Annotated in this window: 17 protein-coding genes; 12 read left to right on the top strand and 5 right to left on the bottom strand. The window is 47.0% G+C overall.

Annotated elements, in window-relative coordinates; all coding sequences use genetic code 11:
* Nucleotides 1-10: 10 nt before the first annotated feature.
* Nucleotides 11-325: a met regulon transcriptional regulator MetJ gene (metJ, locus tag KO533_RS08610; protein ID WP_105251319.1), complete on the bottom strand. Its 315-nt coding sequence runs from the start codon at nt 323-325 to the stop codon at nt 11-13.
* A gap of 210 nt (nt 326-535) precedes the next feature.
* Here metJ and metB point away from each other — a divergent pair, with 210 nt between their 5' ends.
* The 3 genes from metB to metF all read left to right on the top strand — a co-directional run bounded on the left by metB (nt 536) and on the right by metF (nt 5209).
* Nucleotides 536-1699 carry a cystathionine gamma-synthase gene (gene metB / locus KO533_RS08605; RefSeq protein ID WP_219253694.1) on the top strand — a complete coding sequence of 388 codons (1164 nt, stop codon included), beginning with the start codon at nt 536-538 and terminating at the stop codon, nt 1697-1699.
* Between the two features lie 11 nt (nt 1700-1710).
* Nucleotides 1711-4104, top strand: a complete 2394-nt coding sequence (locus tag KO533_RS08600) for a bifunctional aspartate kinase/homoserine dehydrogenase II (protein WP_105251321.1) — start codon at nt 1711-1713, stop codon at nt 4102-4104.
* Between the two features lie 217 nt (nt 4105-4321).
* Entirely contained in the window at nt 4322-5209 is an 888-nt protein-coding gene (metF, locus tag KO533_RS08595) for a methylenetetrahydrofolate reductase (RefSeq protein WP_173247104.1), read from the top strand.
* Between the two features lie 56 nt (nt 5210-5265).
* Here the strand turns inward: metF and KO533_RS08590 are convergent, their stop codons facing one another.
* Entirely contained in the window at nt 5266-7167 is a 1902-nt protein-coding gene (locus KO533_RS08590; protein ID WP_219234544.1) for a methyl-accepting chemotaxis protein, read from the bottom strand.
* A 223-nt stretch (nt 7168-7390) separates the two neighbouring features.
* Between KO533_RS08590 and slyA the strand changes: the two genes are divergently transcribed.
* The 7 genes from slyA to KO533_RS08555 all read left to right on the top strand — a co-directional run bounded on the left by slyA (nt 7391) and on the right by KO533_RS08555 (nt 14519).
* Nucleotides 7391-7864, top strand: coding sequence for a transcriptional regulator SlyA (slyA, locus tag KO533_RS08585; RefSeq protein ID WP_105251323.1), 474 nt, complete (start codon nt 7391-7393; stop codon nt 7862-7864).
* Nucleotides 7865-7872: 8 nt separating this feature from the next.
* Complete coding sequence (locus KO533_RS08580) at nt 7873-8931, top strand: HlyD family secretion protein (protein ID WP_219253692.1); 1059 nt, start codon at nt 7873-7875, stop codon at nt 8929-8931.
* 212 nt (nt 8932-9143) lie between these two features.
* On the top strand, nt 9144-10172 hold the full coding sequence (locus tag KO533_RS08575; protein WP_113940046.1) for a DUF2955 domain-containing protein: 1029 nt from the start codon (nt 9144-9146) through the stop codon (nt 10170-10172).
* A gap of 225 nt (nt 10173-10397) precedes the next feature.
* Complete coding sequence (locus KO533_RS08570) at nt 10398-11021, top strand: c-type cytochrome (RefSeq protein WP_219234516.1); 624 nt, start codon at nt 10398-10400, stop codon at nt 11019-11021.
* Nucleotides 11022-11031: 10 nt separating this feature from the next.
* Nucleotides 11032-12099 (top strand): c-type cytochrome, encoded by a 1068-nt coding sequence (locus tag KO533_RS08565; protein ID WP_131524369.1) that lies wholly within the window; start codon nt 11032-11034, stop codon nt 12097-12099.
* A gap of 545 nt (nt 12100-12644) precedes the next feature.
* Nucleotides 12645-13487, top strand: coding sequence for a hypothetical protein (locus tag KO533_RS08560; protein WP_219253690.1), 843 nt, complete (start codon nt 12645-12647; stop codon nt 13485-13487).
* 702 nt (nt 13488-14189) lie between these two features.
* Complete coding sequence (locus KO533_RS08555; protein ID WP_219253688.1) at nt 14190-14519, top strand: cysteine-rich CWC family protein; 330 nt, start codon at nt 14190-14192, stop codon at nt 14517-14519.
* 7 nt (nt 14520-14526) lie between these two features.
* Here KO533_RS08555 and KO533_RS08550 read toward each other — a convergent pair whose 3' ends face one another.
* Both KO533_RS08550 and KO533_RS08545 read right to left on the bottom strand, forming a co-directional pair.
* Complete coding sequence (locus KO533_RS08550) at nt 14527-15636, bottom strand: energy transducer TonB (RefSeq protein ID WP_219253686.1); 1110 nt, start codon at nt 15634-15636, stop codon at nt 14527-14529.
* 196 nt (nt 15637-15832) lie between these two features.
* Entirely contained in the window at nt 15833-16654 is an 822-nt protein-coding gene (locus KO533_RS08545; RefSeq protein WP_219253684.1) for a hydratase, read from the bottom strand.
* Between the two features lie 318 nt (nt 16655-16972).
* On the opposite strand from KO533_RS08545, the gene KO533_RS08540 reads away from it, so the two are divergent.
* Nucleotides 16973-17947, top strand: a complete 975-nt coding sequence (locus KO533_RS08540; protein WP_219253682.1) for a DMT family transporter — start codon at nt 16973-16975, stop codon at nt 17945-17947.
* A gap of 29 nt (nt 17948-17976) precedes the next feature.
* Nucleotides 17977-18585 carry an HAD family hydrolase gene (locus KO533_RS08535; RefSeq protein ID WP_219253680.1) on the top strand — a complete coding sequence of 203 codons (609 nt, stop codon included), beginning with the start codon at nt 17977-17979 and terminating at the stop codon, nt 18583-18585.
* A 56-nt stretch (nt 18586-18641) separates the two neighbouring features.
* On the opposite strand, the gene KO533_RS08530 is transcribed toward KO533_RS08535, so the two are convergent.
* The gene (locus KO533_RS08530; protein ID WP_219253678.1) at nt 18642-19154 is read right to left on the bottom strand and encodes a hypothetical protein; all 513 of its coding nucleotides are present in this window, start codon (nt 19152-19154) and stop codon (nt 18642-18644) included.
* Nucleotides 19155-19160 lie beyond the last annotated feature (6 nt).

The following is a 19160-nucleotide window of genomic DNA, read 5'->3' as shown; positions in this document are numbered from 1 at the left end:
CGACGAGTCGCTATTCCATGTCTTCCCACTCGATTCCCATTTGATCCATTAACAACTTGGCTTCGGCGGGAATGCTGTCTGGATTATCTTTTGACAGATCTTCATCGTTGGGCAATGGCTGGCCAGTGTAGGCGTGCAAAAATGCCTCACACAACAGCTCGCTGTTGGTGGCGTGACGCAAATTATTGACCTGACGACGAGTACGTTCGTCCGTGAGGACCTTAAGCACTTTGAGCGGAATAGACACAGTAATTTTTTTTACTTGTTCATTCTTCTTGCCATGTTCAGCATAGGGGCTGATGTATTCCCCATTCCATTCAGTCATTGACTCACCTGTTATAACGCTAAATTCGGGGCAGATTTTAAACCCTTACAAAGAACAGTCAAATTATTGCTACTATTTCTTTGTGATTGCAAACAGATTTCTTTATGTTCAGACGTCTAAACGTCTTAACGCCTATTGACGATGGCGTTGGGCTTAGGTACATTTAGACGTCCAGACATCTCTATCAGTCTACCGAATTTAGGAGTCCCCATGGCAGAGCGTCAATTAGCCACACTGGCAGTGCGTCAGGGTATCGAAAGCGATACTCAATATGGCGCAGTTGTGCCACCGATTTATTTGTCGACTAATTACGCCTTCGATGGTCATAAAAATCCCCGCGAATTCGATTACAGTCGTTCAGGCAACCCAACGCGCTGCATTTTAGGCGAAGCATTAGCCCAATTAGAAAAGGGCGCCACTGGCATAGTGACGTGCACTGGCATGGCGGCCATCACCTTAGTGACCACTTTGCTCGGCCCCGGTGACCTATTAGTTGTGCCCCATGATTGCTATGGTGGTTCCTACCGTTTATTTACCAACTTGGCGAAGAAAGGCCAGTTTAAGCTCATTGTGGTCGACCAAACCGACAGCCAAGCGTTAGCCGCCGCTATTGCGCAGAATCCTAAGATGGTGTGGCTCGAAACCCCATCAAACCCGTTATTACGTGTGGTGGATATCGAAGCCATTGCTAAGGCGAGCCATGGTGTCGGCGCGCTGGTGGTGGTCGATAACACCTTTTTATCGCCGATATTGCAACAACCCCTATTGTTAGGCGCGGATATCGTTATCCACTCCACCACTAAATATATCAATGGTCACAGCGATGTGGTCGGCGGCGCAGTGGTCGCCAAAGACGCGCAAATCGGCGAAAGCTTACATTGGTGGTCGAACACTCTAGGCTTAACGGGGTCAGCCTTCGACAGTTATCTGACCCTGCGCGGCCTACGTACCTTAGCGGTGCGTATTCGCGAGCATCAAGCCAATGCCCAGCGTATTATTGAGTTATTAACGCAAAGCCCTGTGGTGAGTAAAGTCTATTACCCAGGGCTTGCGGATCATCCAGGTCACGCCATTGCGGCCAAGCAACAACAGGGCTTTGGCGCTATGCTGAGCTTTGAGCTCAAAGGCGGTGAGGCCGAAGTGGTGGCCTTTTTAGGTGCACTCAGCTTATTTAGCGTGGCGGAAAGTTTAGGTGGCGTCGAAAGTTTAGTGGCCGTGCCCGCAACTATGACCCACAGAGCCATGGAGCCGCAGGCGCGCTTCGAGGCTGGTATTAAGGACACCCTATTGCGTCTATCGGTGGGTATTGAAGATGCCGCCGATTTAGTTGCAGATATTCAAGCAGGATTAGCCGCCGTTGCGGCTTGTCAGTAGAGGAATAATAGATGGCACGTTGTCACTTACATAAATTTGGTGGCTCCAGTTTAGCGGATGCCGATTGTTATCGCCGAGTCGCCCATATCCTATTAACCCACGGTCATAGTGATGATCTCGTGGTGGTCTCTGCGGCGGGTAAAAGCACGAATTTCCTGTATAAATTATTAGCGCTGCGTGATGCGGGTCAGCTATGGCAAGAAGAATTACAAGTGCTGATCAGTTACCAACAGGGGTTGATTGAGCAGTTGTTGTCGAATGAACAAGCCCGCGATCTGCGTGAGCGTTTGGCCACTGATAAAGCGCAACTCATCAGCTTGTTGTCCTTAGACGAGCGCAACGAATACCAAATCAACCATGTGGTGAGCTTTGGCGAACGTTGGTCGGCACGTTTAATGGCGGCGCTACTGCGCGAATCTGGCGTGGCAGCAAGCCATGTGGATGCCTGTTCAATTTTAGTGGCCGATGAAGCCGCTGTGCCACAAATTCGGGTACAGGAATCCCGCGCTAAAGTACAAGCCCTATTAGCTGCGCATCCCAATGAACGCTTAGTGATCACAGGATTTATCTGCGCTAACGAGCGTGGCGATACCTTGTTACTTGGTCGTAATGGTTCAGATTTTAGCGCCAGCCTGATTGCGAGTCTCGCTGATATCGAGCGCGTGACCATTTGGACCGATGTGGAAGGGGTGTTCAACGCCGATCCTAATAAAATCAACGATGCCAAGTTACTGAAAAGCATGTCACTTGCCGAAGCCGATCGCCTAGCGCGTTTAGGCTCGCCTGTATTACATTCGCGCACTCTGCAGCCTTTGTTTAATACCGAAGTGAGTTTAGCGGTACGCTCAAGTTATGCATCCCACACCGACTTTACCTTAATCGCACCCCACAGTTCGTCGGCGAGCGCGCCTGTGGTGACTAACCTCAATGCTGTTGTCCTGTTCGGCTTTAAACTCACAGGGGAGTTAACTCGTTTATTAGATTTATTGATTGCCGCGGGTTTAACGCCATTGGCCCATTGGACCTCTGCCCATCAAAGGGTTGAACTTGCCTATACCGCTGAGAATCAAAAACAAGTTCAAAGATTACTCGATGCCGAGGCAGAAGCATTAGGGATCAGCGAGCAGCAGATCAACACAGATTTTGGTTTAGTCGCATTAGTAAGTGCCGACGCCGAACATTATCGCCGCAGCTTCGCGCGTTTACTGAGCCGTGATGCTAAACCTTTGTTCAGTGGCGATTTAAGTTTAGTGACGTTAGTGCCCCAGTCACAGGTGAATCTGTTAACCCAAAAAGTTCACCGTCGCTGCGCTGGCCCGCGTAAACGCATTGGCGTCCTGCTGCTCGGTGTGGGTAATATCGGTGAGGCTTGGATCGATCTGTTTAAGTCGGTTTCACCCTCACTAGACCATGAACTCGAAGCTAGTGTTGAGTTAGTCGGTTTAGTCAGTTCGAGTAAAGCCTTGATTAAATCCACTGGCATTAATCTTGCCGCGTGGCAAACAGAGTTTAATACTGAAGCAACGCCTTGGCAGTATGAACATTTATTCGAGCAATTAGAGCAAGTTAACTGCGATGAGCTGGTGGCCTTAGATATCAGTGCCAGCGCCAGTTTGACGCTGCAATATCCAGAGCTATTCGAGCGTGGCATCCATGTGGTGAGCGCGAATAAACTTGCGGGCTCGGGTCCACTGCCTTTCTATCGAGAGTTAAAGCAGCAACTGGGTAATCGTCGCTTATTTTGGCGCTATAACGCCAGCTGTGGCGCAGGTTTACCCATCCAACATGCGCTAAATGATCTGCGTAACAGCGGTGATAGTGTTGAAGCCGTGGGCGGGATTTTCTCCGGCACCCTGTGTTGGTTATTTGAGAAATACGATACCAGCAAGCCATTTTCAGAATTAGTGATTGAAGCCAGAGGCTTAGGTATTACTGAACCCGATCCCCGCGACGATCTCTCCGGCCGTGATATGCAGCGTAAACTGCTTATCTTAGCCCGTGAGATTGGCCTTGAAATCGAGCTTGAAGATATTGAGCTGCGCTCACTCGTACCAGCCGCTTTGGCGGATATTCCCTTAGATCAATTTCTCACCCGCATTGCCGAGTTAGATGCCGATCTGCTGCAACAGTATGGTGCGGCGGCGGAGCAAAATAAGGTGCTCAGATATGTGGCATCCTTAGACAACAGCGGCCCAGAGCTCAAGGCCGAGGTGGGTTTGCAGTGGATTGATACCCATCACCCTTACGCCAACTTAACCCCTGGTGATAATGTGTTTGTGATCCGCAGTGTCTTCTACCAAGGTAATCCGCTGATCATCCGTGGACCGGGCGCAGGACGCGAAGTGACCGCGGCGGCGGTGCAGTCGGATCTGACCCAGATCTGTCGCGATCTGCTGCAGGAATAACGCGGTATCAAGCTTCTTAAAGGACTCATTCGAGTCCTTTTTTATTGGCTAGAATAAATCTATCGAATTAACCGAGATTAAATGCGGTTTATGGGTATTTTTTGGCTTGACTTACATCTCAGTTTCTCTAGTATATGGACATATAGACGTCCAAACGTCCATTTGAACTAATTCACACTAGCAAAGAGTAGCGCCAAGGGCGGTTGAGGAAATACACATGGCTTTTCATCACGCACAACATTCACAATCGCTGAACCAGAGCTTGTCTGAGCTTAATGGCGATATTAATGTTTCTTTTGAGTTTTTCCCGCCATCGACCCCCGAAATGGAACAGATACTGTGGAATTCTATCCGTCGTTTAGAGCCGCTGAATCCTAAGTTTGTGTCTGTGACTTACGGCGCTAACTCAGGCGTACGTGACCGCACCCATGGCGTGATTGAACGTATCCAACAAGAAACCGACCTCGTTGCCGCGCCGCACTTAACCTTAGTGGATGCCAGCGATGAAGAGTTATTAGAACTGGCTAAGCATTACTGGAAGTCGGGCATTCGTGACATAGTGGCGCTACGTGGTGATTTACCTGCGGGCAGCCCCAAGCCAACCCGTTTTGCGGCGGATTTAGTGCGTTTACTGCGCTCTGTGGCTGACTTTGATATTTCCGTTGCGGCCTATCCAGAAGTGCATCCCGATGCGAGCAATGCACAGGCGGATTTGATCAACCTTAAGCGCAAGATTGATGCGGGTGCCAGCCGTGCTATTACCCAATTTTTCTTCGATGTGGAATCTTACCTGCGTTTTCGTGATCGCTGCGTTGCCGCCGGTATCGACGTTGAAATCGTGCCGGGCATCTTGCCTGTGACTAACTTTACCCAGCTAAAACGTTTCGCGGGCATGACCAATGTGTCGTTACCTAATTGGTTACATAAGCAATTCGACGGCCTAGAAAACGATGCGGGTACACGCCAATTGGTGGGGGCAAACGTGGCCATCGACATGGTGAAAGTGCTGTCCCGCGAAGGCGTGAAGGATTTCCATTTTTACACCTTAAATCGCGCCGAATTGACCTACGCGATTTGCCACACTTTAGGCGTGCGTCCTAAATAAAACCTTATAAAATAAGCTAATAAAAACGCCGCAGAGAATGCGGCGTTTTGTTTTGTTTAAATTCTAAATTGAGCTAATAAAGTTGTTAAACGGGCTGCGAGTTGGGCAAGTTCATCGCCAGCGCGTGCAGTTTGTACCGCACTATCTGTCGCATTGGTCGCAATATCATTGATGTTATTAACATTTTTATTAATTTCTGCCGAAACCGCACATTGCTCATTTGCAGCGCTGGCGATCTGGATATTCATCTGGCTAATGGTGGAAACCGCATGGGTAATGGCTTCGAGTGCTTCACCCGCTTGGTGAACTTGGGATACACAGCTTTGGGTGGTGCGGGTGCTGGTTTCCATCGCATTGACTGTGGACTTAGCTTTATGCTGAAGCGCTTCGATCATCTGCTGAATTTCCGTCGTAGATGCTTGAGTGCGGCTCGCCAGAGTGCGTACTTCATCGGCAACGACCGCAAATCCTCGACCTTGTTCTCCCGCCCTTGCGGCTTCAATTGCCGCATTGAGTGCGAGTAAATTAGTTTGGTCGGCAATATTACGGATAACCACAAGTACAGAATCGATTTCAGCGGTATTACGCTCTAATTCATTGATTTCACTCGCTGCTGTGGCTATTTCCTCGGCCAGTATGGCGATAGTGGTTACCACTTTTTGTACAACCAATTTGCCTTGTTCGGTTGAGTCATTGGCATGATTGGCGGCATCGGCCGCATCGGTCGCATTATGGGCAACTTCTTGTACCGTTGCGGCCATTTCATTCATTGCGGTGGCAACTTGCTCGGTTTCGAGGTGCTGACGACTCGCCATCTTCTGGGTTTCCCGCGTAATGCTCGACATTTCTTCAGCAGAGGTGGCGAGCAGGCTTGTTGAGTCGGCGACGTGGGAAACTGTGTTGTGAATTTTTTCTACAAAGCGGTTGAATGCCATCGATAATTCAGCAATTTCATCCTTACCTTTTACCGCGATTCGGCGGGTTAAATCGCCTTCACCTTCAGCGATATCATTCATGGCTTGGGTGGTTTCAGCGATAGGGCGAGTAATCCCTTTGGCAATAAACCAAGCAATGGCAGTTCCAATGACCAGAGCCACTAAACCGATAAGGATCAACTTAAGGCGAATATCCGCTATCGCTTGTTCTGAATGGGTTCTATCCATCGCAATATCGAGTACGCCAAACACGTTTCCTGAGTAATCTTTTATGGCGTTGCGATACAGAGCATAGGTTTTGTTATTTAAGGAAATAGTGCGTATGACTTCATGGCCTTGCATGACGTTATTGAGTTCATCTGTCGCTTGGGTATCAGGCGTGAATGTAGCGCCAAATAACTTATATCCAGAATCATCTGGCAAGATGAGGGCAATTTCTGCTTGATAGGCTTGTTTAAAATTATCAAAAAAGGGTTGACCGAAGGACATGCCAAACTCAACTGAGCCTGTGTGTTGTCCGTTGTAAGTCATTGGAACTAAACCACGAATACCTAATCCTTCCACTCCATATTCCAAGCCATAAAGAGGGCGCTTTTGGCTATTTGTTTCAACTATGGTCTTGCGTATGCTGGTGAGATCATCGCCAAATTTGTCGGGACGATGCAAGCGTAGAAAAGAAGTGGCTGGTGGCCTATGAAATTGGAATTGCTGAACCGCAAAATCGCGCTTAAGTTGGGTAAATATAGGTAAGGTACGGGCGGTAAGTTCATCACGCTCGCCTGTTGCAAAGGTGCTTTGAACTTCTGGCGTGAGTGAGATGATGGTTGCCATTGCTTCGGCTAACTTGCCCGATGAGGCTATCTCGGCAACAGCGGTTTCATAGATCTTATGGAGTTCTCTTTGCTCGGATTCTGCAACTTGGCGACTGAATTCAGAGAGAACGAGCGGCATGATAAAGCTCATTACTGTTAACAGTAATAGACAGATCCCAATAACGATCCTCGTACTAATTTTTAGATTTATCAAAACAGCCTCCAATTCATGTGCAAATCAACTCAATTTATCCGTTTGATATTATAGAGATACAACTTGATAAGATTTGAGAGGGCGCGAACCTTTTTAAGTTATTTATTCCCTCTTACGCTCGTTTCGTGCCCTTGGACACAGATCTATTTTGGGCCTAAATATTTACTTAGCCTGCTAACTAAGTATAATGCTTAGCACGCTAACTAAGTGGGTGGGCAAGATGCAAAAAGAATTAGAGCGACTAAAAGAGTTATCACTGGCGGAGCATTTAGGCCGTCTGCATCGACTGTGGCGTACCGTGGCCGATGTTGAGCTAGCACCTTTAGGATTAACTCATCCTCGTTGGACTGCCCTATGGAAACTGCTGCGTTTAGGCGACAGCGTGAGCCAGAAAGTATTGGCCGATGCCTTAGAAATTGAATTGGCTTCGCTAATGCGCACCTTAGGGCAATTAGAAGAGCAAGGTTTAGTCGAGCGTCATTGTTGTGACAAAGATAAGCGGGCAAGGATTGTGAGCCTGACGCCAGCGGGATTAGATGTTTTAAAGCAAATGGAAGCGCGGATTATTCAAGTGCGCCGTGAGTTATTAGGCGGGATCAGTGCCGAAGAGTTGAGCGAATTTGAACGCATTATTAGCCTGATCAGCGACAACGCCAGCGCCAAATTAACCAAGGTTACAGACACCCTTTTGTGAGAAAGAAGATGACACCGGATCAACAGTTTGCCCGTTTAGTAAAATTTGCCATGTTTGGCTTTGTGATGGTTTTTGGCTATTTCATGCTGGCCGACACTATGATGCCATTGACGCCTCAAGCAATGGCGACCCGTGTAGTGACGAAAGTGACACCGCAGATCAGCGGTAAAATCCAGACCATAGCCGTGACCAATAACCAAGCGGTTGCCAAGGGTGATTTGTTGTTTCAAGTCGATCCCGCACCCTATGAGTTAGCGGTATCGCAGGCTAAATTGGCCTTAGAGCAAGCCCGTCAAGATAATGCTGAGTTAGATGCCTCGCTACTGGCCGCTAAGGCCGAGGTCAATGCCAATAAAACCACCTCACAACAAAAACGCAGCGAGGCTAAACGTCTCGATGCCCTGTATGCCACCCATGGCGTATCGCAGCAGCAAAAGGAGCTAGCCGATAGCGATGCCGCAGCTGCTGAAGCCAATTTGCTTGCCGCCAATGCGCGTTTAGAAAAACTCAAAGTGAGTCGCGGCAGTTATGGCGAAGAGAATCTTAAAGTGCGTCAGGCGCAAAACCATTTAGCTCAAGCCGAGCTTAATCTGTCTTACACCCAAATACATGCCGATCAAGATGGGATAGTGACTAACCTGCAGTTAGAAGTCGGGAGTTTTGCGACCGTGGGGCAACCTCTGTTGGCTGTGGTATCGGATAAAGTGGATATTATTGCCGATTTTCGTGAGAAGAGCCTGCGTGGCGTGAATGCTTCTTCGACCGCTTTGATTGCGTTCGATGGCGAACCTGGGCGTTTATATCGGGCGACGGTGAGCAGCGTCGATGCGGGCGTGAGTGCAGGGCAATTCGATGCCAATGGCCGTTTAGCCGCGCCGCAGGAATCGGACCGTTGGGTACGTGATGCCCAAAGATTGAGACTGCATTTGGAGTTAGATGGGATGGCGATGAACAGCTTACCAGCCGGTGCGCGCGCGACCGTGCAATTGCTGCCCGAGAATAGCCTGTTTAGCATGCTCGCTAAGGTGCAGATTAAAGCAATCAGCCTGCTGCACTATATTTACTAGCCTATTTACTAGAATGTTTACTAGCGTATTTACCAGCATATTTATCGGCATATCCATTAGTACTTATCTGTGTTGACGAGCACGAGTGACTCGAGGTGGTTTGTATTTGTCGCGAGTCGCTTGAGTGAACGCTTCAAAGCAACATAAGTGTGCACGTAGCAGAGTTAGTTAAACATCCTCATTTAATGTATCGATAGAACAAGGCGACGAGCATGTTACTACGCCATAGCCCATTGACGGCCAACGATTTACGCCAGTGTTTACGGATTGCGACTGGCGCGACCTTAGGTTTTACCCTGTGTAAAATTTTTGGTTGGAGCAATGGAGTCTTCTTCACTGTGACACCTATGCTACTACTCGGATTAGTGCCAGTGATGAATGGCCATGCTATGCGCCAATTATTGGCTTCATCTGCCATGGCTGGGTTAGAGGTTGGGTTACTCGGCGGTTTCTTTGGCAGCCATCCCGGCATGATGACTCCCATCGTTTTCCTATTATTTTTATACCGCTTTGCGGCCATGTCCCGCGGCAGTTTGTTTCTCTTTGGTGCCAACGGTGTGCTGAGTCTCAGTATCATGCTGCACTTTGCTAGCTATCCAGGCGTTGACTTAAACGACTTAGTTTTCAGTAACTTTTGGGCGACCGCACTGTCAGTTGTTATCGCCTACGCTATGACGGCACTCTGGCCCGATGTGGAACCAAGAGCGGCTTACAAACCTGGGCCTAAGGCGCCGCATCGAATGCGCCACGAAGCCTTGCTCGGTGCGACCATAGCGACGGCATCGTTTCTGGTGTTTCAAATATTTGATCTGCGGGATTCGATGTCGGCTCAAGCGACCACTCTTTTGCTATTGTTTCCCATGCATTGGAATGGTGCACTCGACTATGCCCGTAAGCGCGCCATAGGCACCCTGTTGGGGGTGTCGTTTGGGATACTCGTGCAGTTGCTGCTCTATGATTGGTCTGGGTTATTGATGTTAGTTGTCCCCTTGTTGTGGATTGGACTGATGATTTTTAGCCAAGCCCATGTGCGCGAGGCGAATGGATCAGGTGTCGGTTTTGGTGCTATGACCACGTTAGGGATTTTGTTTGGACAGTATTTGACCCCAGGTAACGACTTAATCTTCAGTGCCTTATACCGAGTGAGCAGTATTTTAATCGCTATCGTCGGCACGTTACTTTTATGCTATTTGATACATAAGTTATTGAATCGTTTCGAATCGACGCGATTTGGTTATTGAGCAGGCCACTAAGTATTGAAGGCTTGCAGCTTAACCTTGTACAGAGTAAGGTAAATTTATCCCGTTTGAATTGAACAATAAGTGACTCTTAATGAATGTTAAGGCTCATTTATTGGCTGTTTTAAAAATGAGCGGCTGATTTTAAAATGGGTTTAGTGTGTGAGCACAAACATAAATAACAATAACCCCTATGCTTTAGAGCTTAATTCTCTTCAAGGATAGAACATGAAGATTAAAACATTAGTCATAGGCTTAACGCTATGTAGCGGCTATGCCGCTGCCGCCGAGCCTTCTGACAAACAATCGATGAACGTTATCCCACAAGCTGCACAGTTATGTGTGTCTTGCCATGGGGCAGGGGGCGAGGGTATTGAACCACTCGGCCCTCGATTAGCGGGATTATCTAAAGAATATATCTCGACACAATTGCAACATTTCCAAGCGGGCGTTCGCCAAAACGCGACCATGATGCCGATGGCAATGACACTCCAAGGTGACGGTATTGAGCAAGTGTCGAGCTATTTTTCTGCAAAGCCTGCCAATGACGTCAAGCCTGTTATCCGCGGTGAACAAGTTGTTTTTAATGACGATACTGCTCGTTTAGCCTATCAAGGTGATTGGTCCCGTGGTTTACCAGCCTGCGTGACCTGCCATGGTCCTTCTGCATTAGGTGGCGGCTTATTTCCTCGCTTAGCAGGTCAACAGGCGAGTTATATCAAAACGCAATTATTGGCATGGCAGTCGGGAACACGTAAAGGTGACGTCGATGGCATGATGGGGAGCGTCGCGAATAAGCTCACCGTCGCCGAGATTGATGCGTTAGCCAACTATTTTGCGAATTTAAAATAAGGAGCCGGCCATGAAATATTCCGCAATGTTATTACTGGCCGCGATGGGGTCGTTAACCGTTCAGGCGCAAGCTGAAACTGAGCCAGTACAAGAACGCCCAGATAAGCAAGCTCCGCTGCCTTCTTTCCCTAAGGTAGCAGATCAAACCTATCTTACCCCTAGACCTTTGAGTGCGATTCCCGAAGGCGCCTTTGGTGACAAAGTGCGTTTAGGTTATCAACTGTTTGTGAATACCCAACAGCTGCGTGATAAGTATGTAGGTAATGAGCTTAACTGTACCAATTGCCATATGGATGCAGGCCGTAAAGCCAATGCATCACCCCTTTGGGGCGCGTATTTTGCTTATCCGGCGTATCGTAAAAAAGACAATAAAGTCAGTAGCTTTGAAGAACGCATCCAAGGCTGTTTTAACTATTCGATGAATGGTAAAGCCCCTGCATCAGGTAGCCCTGAGTTAGTGGCGCTTTCTGCCTACGCCTATTGGTTAGGCATGGGCGGCTTGATGGATGAGGCTAATATCAGTGGCCCTGTTCCTGAGATCAGTGATGCTGAGTTAGTCAAAGGTGCTAAGCGGGATGACTTCCCACTACCAGAGGCATTAGCTAAGGCGATGACAGTTGAGCAACGTGCTAACTTGCCGGGTCGAGCTTATCCTGAGATCCCAAAACCCGAACAAGCCTATTCACCTGAACGAGGTAAAGCCGTGTATGTCGCCCATTGCCAAACTTGTCATGGTGTTGATGGGCAAGGTCAAGCCATTGCGGGTGTGTATGCACTGCCGCCGCTGTGGGGATCTCAAAGTTATAACTGGGGAGCGGGAATGCACAGGGTCAATACTGCCGCATTTTTCATTTATGAAAATATGCCCTTTGGTAAGAGCATGCAGCTGACGAACCAACAGGCTTGGGATGTTGCCGCTTACATCAACTCCCACGAGCGTCCGCAGGACCCACGTAGCAAAGGTGATGTGAAGCAAGCGCAGGAAAAATACCATAATGACAGCGATTACTATGGTCTCACTGTTGATGGCAAAGTGTTAGGCACTGAGTCCTATCCGATTTTCCCTAAGAAGTCATAGTTGAGTCGCTGAGATTAAGTGCTCGTGTGATGTTATAAAGCGAGTGAATAAGTTAGACAGAAAAGCCAGCAAGCATTTAGCTTTGCTGGCTTTTTTATTAATTAGCCCAAGAGTTTAGGCTTGTCATGGCACTTTCTCACCGACACGCAGCTAGTCCATCCGTGGATGCTCGACCGCCCCGTCCATGGGGCGGACGGTCGTCTCGCAAATCACCATGACTCACCTTCGGACATCAGTGTTAACTGTCGCTTTAAAAGCATACGGAGATTTTCGCTATAAGTGGCTTATTCACTATCTCGAATGTGCAAAACGTATTGAGGGAGTCGAACCCTCTCTACGTTTTCTAAGAAGCTGATTTACGATGGTTTTTCGGAAAAATTAATAGGGAATTGTTACACCTTACTGTATTTTTTTATTGTTAGAAACAATCAACTGAATTGGTTGAGATTGGAAGCGCTGATATTACTTAAGTTGAGAACTTGCTTTATTATCTTGATAATCAGAGGAATCATAGTCATCGCAGCGATCTATCACATGGAGTTGAAATGGATATTGCCCCTTATCTTGAAGAAGAACAGCAATGGTTAGGGAACTGGCCGGAAGAACCTGAAGATCGGTGGGAAAATCGTCAATACTATTCGTTAGCAAAAGAAATGCTTGAAAATCTTCGAGAGAGATCGATGGAGGAAGGTATTTCAACAGATGCTTATAACCAGAGAATCACTAAAGCAAGGGATGTATTTGACAATCTTCGTGGATGGTTAAACAACGAAGAAAAAATGACCGACAAACAAAAGGAAACTTTTAACGACCAAACATTTTGGTATCACAAAGCAAGCTATTTAGGAGGGCTCTTCGATACAAAACAAGAAATCTGGCCGATGTTAAAAGATGAACTAGCTTCTGAAGTTCGCGTGTACCTTGATACGTCATATATGCAAACAAAATCAATAGATTATTTACTCACTGATGCCCTCATCTACGCAGAGATATCGAGTTACCGAGAAAACCTATTAGTTAAAGATCGGTACCCGAAGTTATACGGAACTCATTGGAAATCCATTTTCAAAGTCGCTTTGTTCTTACTCAAATGGGTACTTATCTGCTTAGGGATGATTTTTGCTCATAATGAGAGTAAGGAGTTCTTCCTACTTCTGGGTATTTCTGTAATAGCCTACCAATCAGTCAAATCAATTAAGGTAAAGCCTGACGATGAAGGATGGGAACTGTTCTTAACAATGATGAAGGTCTACAACCATACAGAATTGCAATGGTTTAACGCTGGTGTTATTTGGGAAATGTGTACAGTTGCTAGAGATAAGGGGGCGATTTTTGATGGGGTTATGTATGAATTGCTTCAGCGACAAATCGCAAAGATAAACAAGTAAATCATTACAAATTCCATTTGTGCTTTCACTTTGACGAAGAGCTAGGCATTACTCAAAACTGAATGAAATAGATTTAGACGAATGCCAACCATGCAAACATGTCCACTGTTTGAAGTGATGTCGGCTTAAGGTTTAATACCTTTTCAATTGTCAAATATTGCATTCACCATGTATGCATCTGTGAACACACTTGCTATAACACAGGAATGCGGTTCACTGAGCCAAATGAATACACCCAAATATCATTTAAGTTAGATAACTTGATGAATACAACCAATTGAACTTTATTGAAACATCCATAGTTAAATTTAGTGACAGGTATACTCGGGAATTAACGAGATTAAGTACTTGCATGGAAGTGACCGTTGGCGGCAAGGATGCCACCGTCGAGCCCTCAGGGATGACTCATTTCTAAATCAAAGTTGGCGTGTCACTGGAATACAAGTACTTAATCTTTTAGCAAATCAGAAAGGATACTTTATTGTATCTGACCGATAGTGGCATAGAGAATATCACTATAATGCCTAGGACATTATTAACACTTCTTTTTAAATCATAAGCAGGCGTGTCACTGGGAAAACAATGGCAATTAATGCTGCATAACTCAGCAGCTTTGCTTTGGTGGGAAACAACTCAGCCTGAGTTGCAAAAATCTATTATGATCTCCGCGTTATAACAACTTATCTTGCTATAAGGATTACCGTGTCTCAGCCATTGGAAGAACCTAAGTTAGAAACTGCACAAATTTGCCCTTTGTGCCAAGGCGCGAATCAATGTGCTGTGATTTTAGGTAAGGGTATTGAGGATTGTTGGTGCGCTCTGCAAACATTTCCACCTTTGGCCGCCTTGCAAGCGCAAGCATCAGATTCGCCGCTAGGGGTCATCAACCATATTTTACCGTCTGCCGATGCGTGTATTTGCCAAGCTTGTTTAATCCAACTTAAGCAGGGGTTAAATCTGGGGCAGATCGCAGAGCAGGATGAAAAAAGCCCATCGAGTGTGAGCGACGGGCTAGGTTATGAGGTGAAATAGCGGGCTATTAGTTTATGGTGTAATCCATTTGCACGCTAGTTTGTGCTTCCACGGCTATACCATTTTCAAACTTGGGTGCGTAACGCCATTTATTTAAGGTTTCAATACTCTCTTTTTCAAATAAAGCACCACCCTTAGAGGCTAAAATTTCAGGATTTTTCACGAATCCATGTTCATCAACAGTAAATTTAAGCTGAACCCAGCCACTTTTACGTTGCTTAGCATAGGACATTGGATAGTCTGGTACGATACGGAAAATAGGTTGTTGTTCCTGTGCGTCGGCCCAAGGACGCATTTTGCCGATAGCAATACAGTGGGCGGTGGACTCGTCACGCTTTCCTTGGCGCTCATAGAGTTCGACTAAATAAGCGTGGGCACTTAAGGCATAGGGATGGCTAAAGTTAAGGGCTTCAAACTGCTTCACGACTTCTAAAAGCAATGGCATCGCCTTGTCATCATGCTTTTCTGCATACTCAACTGCACCCACCACATAGGTTGCCTTGACTCTGTCTATGGCGTTCTCTGGTAAAATCTCTTTATAAATATCATAGGCATCGAAGGCATAGCGTCTTACGCTTTTGGTGTATAGCTCTGTATTTGATAAGCGGTTGAAGGCGGCCATTTTTACATCGGCGAGCAGTTTCTTTTTATCGGATTTTTCAGCAATTGCGATAGCAGTAAGCAAATCATTTTTCGCATCTTTGGCTTCAACGGCGGTTTGTGCAGCACCAAGTAAGGGGTCGATAAGCTCAAGCGCTTCTTTGCCATAATGAACTTTATAGTTTGCAAGAGCGAGCTGATACAACTCATTTGCCTTCGCCGTTTTTGGCAGATTCTTTTCTGCAAATGGGTAAGGGGCGACTTGCTTTTCTATCGCCGCGGCCCAGTTCATGGCGAGGTTAGCTAAGTCGACACTGTCTTTGGCATATTGGGCTTCGCCGAGTTGATAAGCGGCTTTTGCGCTTGCTTCAATATTTGCAGCATCGCCTTTTTCTACGGCGGCTTGATAGTCACTATAGGCTTTGGCAAAGCTATTTTCTGAGGCATGCACGCTAAGAGAAGTGCCTAAAGTGAGGGCAAGAAGACAGGCAATTGGCAGCATTTTTCCGTGTGACATTCTATATATCCTTATTATTGATGAATTTAGATGATACATAGGTGGACATTTTGAGGCAAGTTAGTTTGGCTTTTGTTAATTATGCTTGTGGTGAATGCAGATAACTGAGCACTGAGAACTGAGATTGAAAATAAGCGAGCCCAACTGAAACAGAGTTCGCTTATTTATCAGTGCCTTGTCGCTTTATAAGTCGCAATCACTTAGCCGTGAAAGTCACGGCAAACTGCCCAAGCGCGCCGTATTCAAATTTGCAGACCTGTGCCAATGGCAGATCAAGGACGCCAGCGTAAGAGCCTGTGATCACATATTGCCCTTGAGTTAAGCCAATGCCTTGGGCAGATAAAAAGTTAACTAACCAGTAGAGTCCCGCCTTAGGGAAACCGTTAGGATGAATGGCGGATTTTTGCAGTGTGTCGCTTTGCTGGTGCTCGCCATTGGCAATATCAATGCTGAGTTCAAAATGACTCATTTCTAAACCTTCTTGCGGATTAAGCACTGGCCCTAACCACAGTCCTTGATTGACTAAGCCATCGGCGAGGGCATCAAAATGCGTCGCTTCACTGGGTGTGTGGTAGCGGCTTTTGATCAATTCCAAGGCTAAGCGTGTGTGGCCTAAGGCCTCGTCGATTTCAGCCTCAGTGTAAGGCGTGCTTCTTGGCGGTAAATCGCGAGCAATCTCGAAGGCGAGTTCGGGTTCGACTCGGGCCAGGCCTTTAGTCGATGGATAGAGCGGGCAAGTGGCCGATTGTTGATATACATCAGCTTGATAAATAGGCGCTACGACGGTTTTTTCCGCCGTGGGTAATAGGCATTTCCACGCCGCGATAGGATTTTTATCGCTTGCCTTAAATATTTCTGCTACGGCTTGTTGAATAGCGAAGGCCTGTTCGAAGCTGGTTGGCCTTAGTTCTGGGATTAGTAAATCGCCGCTCGTGCCTGCTGCGCGGCGCTCGGCTAATTCTTTGGCTGCGATATTAATATGCGTTTTAACTTGTTCGATCGTGGCGGTAGATAACATTAACTTTCCTATTTAAAGCGTTAGCTTAAAAAGAAGTGGCCTAGAGAGAGTGTGGCAGAAGCCATTTTTATGGGCCAAATATACTCGGTTATTGGCAACGCTGGAAATGCCAATGTTGGCTTTCGGGGTAAATCTGCTGCAGTTGAATCAAGAGTGCGGCCAATATTCCAATTATCGTAAGATGCTGAAACTTGCCCCACATAAGTGTCAGCTAAAGTATCCAAGCTAACGCGAATGTTTCCATGATGATCCGCTAGATATTGTGCTGGCTCAGTGCCAGAATGGCTGTCCATTTTGTGGTTTCTACTGGACTCCTCCGTGAACCTTAGCCATAACGCCCCTCAGGCAAATAATCATGCTCAACTCGGGCTCCTGTTCATCTCAGTTGCGGTTTTATTTTGGGGCATGTTACCTATAGCATTAAAGCTCTCGGCGGCCTTTATTGATCCCGTAACTCTTACTTGGTTTCGTTTTCTGGTCGCGCTTTTAGTCAGCATAGTGATCCAATGGAGCGCAGGTAGTCTTAAGCAATTTGCAGCACTCGATGCCAAAGTTTGGTTAAGGTTAGTGCTTGCTGGCATCTTCTTGATGCTCAATTATGTGTCTTTTGTTTATTCACTCGATTACCTCGCCCCGGGCGCCGCCCAACTGAATTTCCAGACTTCGCCCTTTTTCCTCGCGTTTGGTTGTGTGTTGTTTTTTAAGGAACGGCTTAATGCGGTGCAACTCAGCTGTTTTGCAACCTTAGCTTTAGGTATGTTGATGTTTTTCCATCCTAATTTAAATTTTTCTGGGGCTAATAATCATCAGGTTTGGATTGGGGTGATGATCATCCAGTTCTCAGCACTGTCGTGGACTAGCTATGCCTTATTGCAAAAATCCTTACTGAATCGTTTGTCGCCCGCGAACGTGCTCTTAGTGATCTATGGCTTAGGTATTTTCGTAATGGCTCCCTTTAGCGACTTTAGTCAGTTTGTCCGTATGGACAGCTTCGATTGGCAGATAGCACTGTTTTGCGCCGCCAATACCTTGATCGCCTATGGCTGTTTTGGCCAGTCGATGAAGTATTGGCCGACGGCGCAGGTCAGTGCCATGTTGGCCCTAACGCCAGTATTTAGCTTTAGTGCCACGGCGTTAGTGGTGAGCCTTGGCTGGTGGCCAGAAGTATTCCGCGCTGATGAATTAGATGGTTTATCTCTGCTGGGGATTGGCGTGATTATTGTCTCTGTGATGGTGGTGCAATTGCTGCCTATGTACCGTAATCGTCAGGCGAAGCGTTTGCAGGCTGTCTAACGCATACATTTTATCTATGGGAAAGGCCAGTGATCACTAGACTCAGCGAATTAAAACTTCAGGATATCCGTGGCGTCATCTTCGATCTCGACGGCACCTTAGCGCATTCTAATCCTGATTTTGCAGGGCTGCGGCGGGAGTTGGGGATTCATTCTGGTACAGATATCTTGGCCCATGTCAAGAGTCTTAGTACTGATGAAGCACGTGCTCAAGCGTTAGACATTGTCCATGAGTACGAAAGACAAAGTTCACTCAAGGCCAGTTGGGTTGATGGCGCGAGGGAGCTTATCGAATGCCTACGGGCCAAGTCACTGCCCTTGGCTATTTTGACTCGCAATATGCCAGAAGCGGCGCAAATCACTATCGATAAACTCGGCATAGATATCGCACTGGTATTAACGCGCTATGATGCGCAGCCTAAACCGCATCCCGAAGGTATTCATCTTATTTGCCAGCAGTGGCAACTCGCGCCCGCAGAGATCTTGTATGTGGGCGATTATCTGTTTGATCTGCAAACTGCGCGCAATGCGGGTAGTCACTGCGCCCTCTATTGTCCTGAAACTATTCCCGACTATGCCCAAGCGGCGGATTTACTGGTCTCTTGCTACCACAGCCTGATTCAAGCATGGCCTAAATAATTTATACCTTGGCGGTTAACCTGTTTAGCCGCCTATATCTCAATTAATTCAAGTGACTATTTAGGTAATTGCTTACAAAGGTCATCAAATAGTGCAAAACTTTCGGTTAGCACCGTTTGTAATTGATCTTCGTTATAGCACCATGGGGAGTTTGGTACATTCCAGTCTTTGTCCCAGTCAATCTCTTCACCTCGCGCTAATCGCTCCGCCACGGCAATATCTTGATAAGAACCGCCACCGATGCGCTTATCTTCACGCCATAGGTTGAAACGAAAGCGAACCCACTGCCGCATCTCCATCATAAGCGTCATATGCGGGTAGGCGAACTTTTTCTCATTTAGCATGTAATACCCCCCCTCACTTTTGTAAAAGCGGATCGGGTAAGGGAACTGGGCAACCAATATTTGTTGACGCTCCGTCGGCACCTTAGGATTAAAATCGCCAGGGAGCTTAGGAAAGCGCGCTAACATGGAGGCATAGCGCTCGGCAAAATTAACCTCACGGGCAATGGTAATCACGGGTTGTGACACTTCACTTAGGATAAAATTGTGTTGTTGCTCAGTTAACATATCGTC

It is taken from the genome of Shewanella sp. NKUCC05_KAH (assembly GCF_019345585.1).
Classification (GTDB): Bacteria; Pseudomonadota; Gammaproteobacteria; order Enterobacterales; family Shewanellaceae; genus Shewanella; species Shewanella oncorhynchi.
Note: the sequence above shows the minus strand (reverse complement) of the source record. Positions and strands in the feature narration are given on the sequence as shown.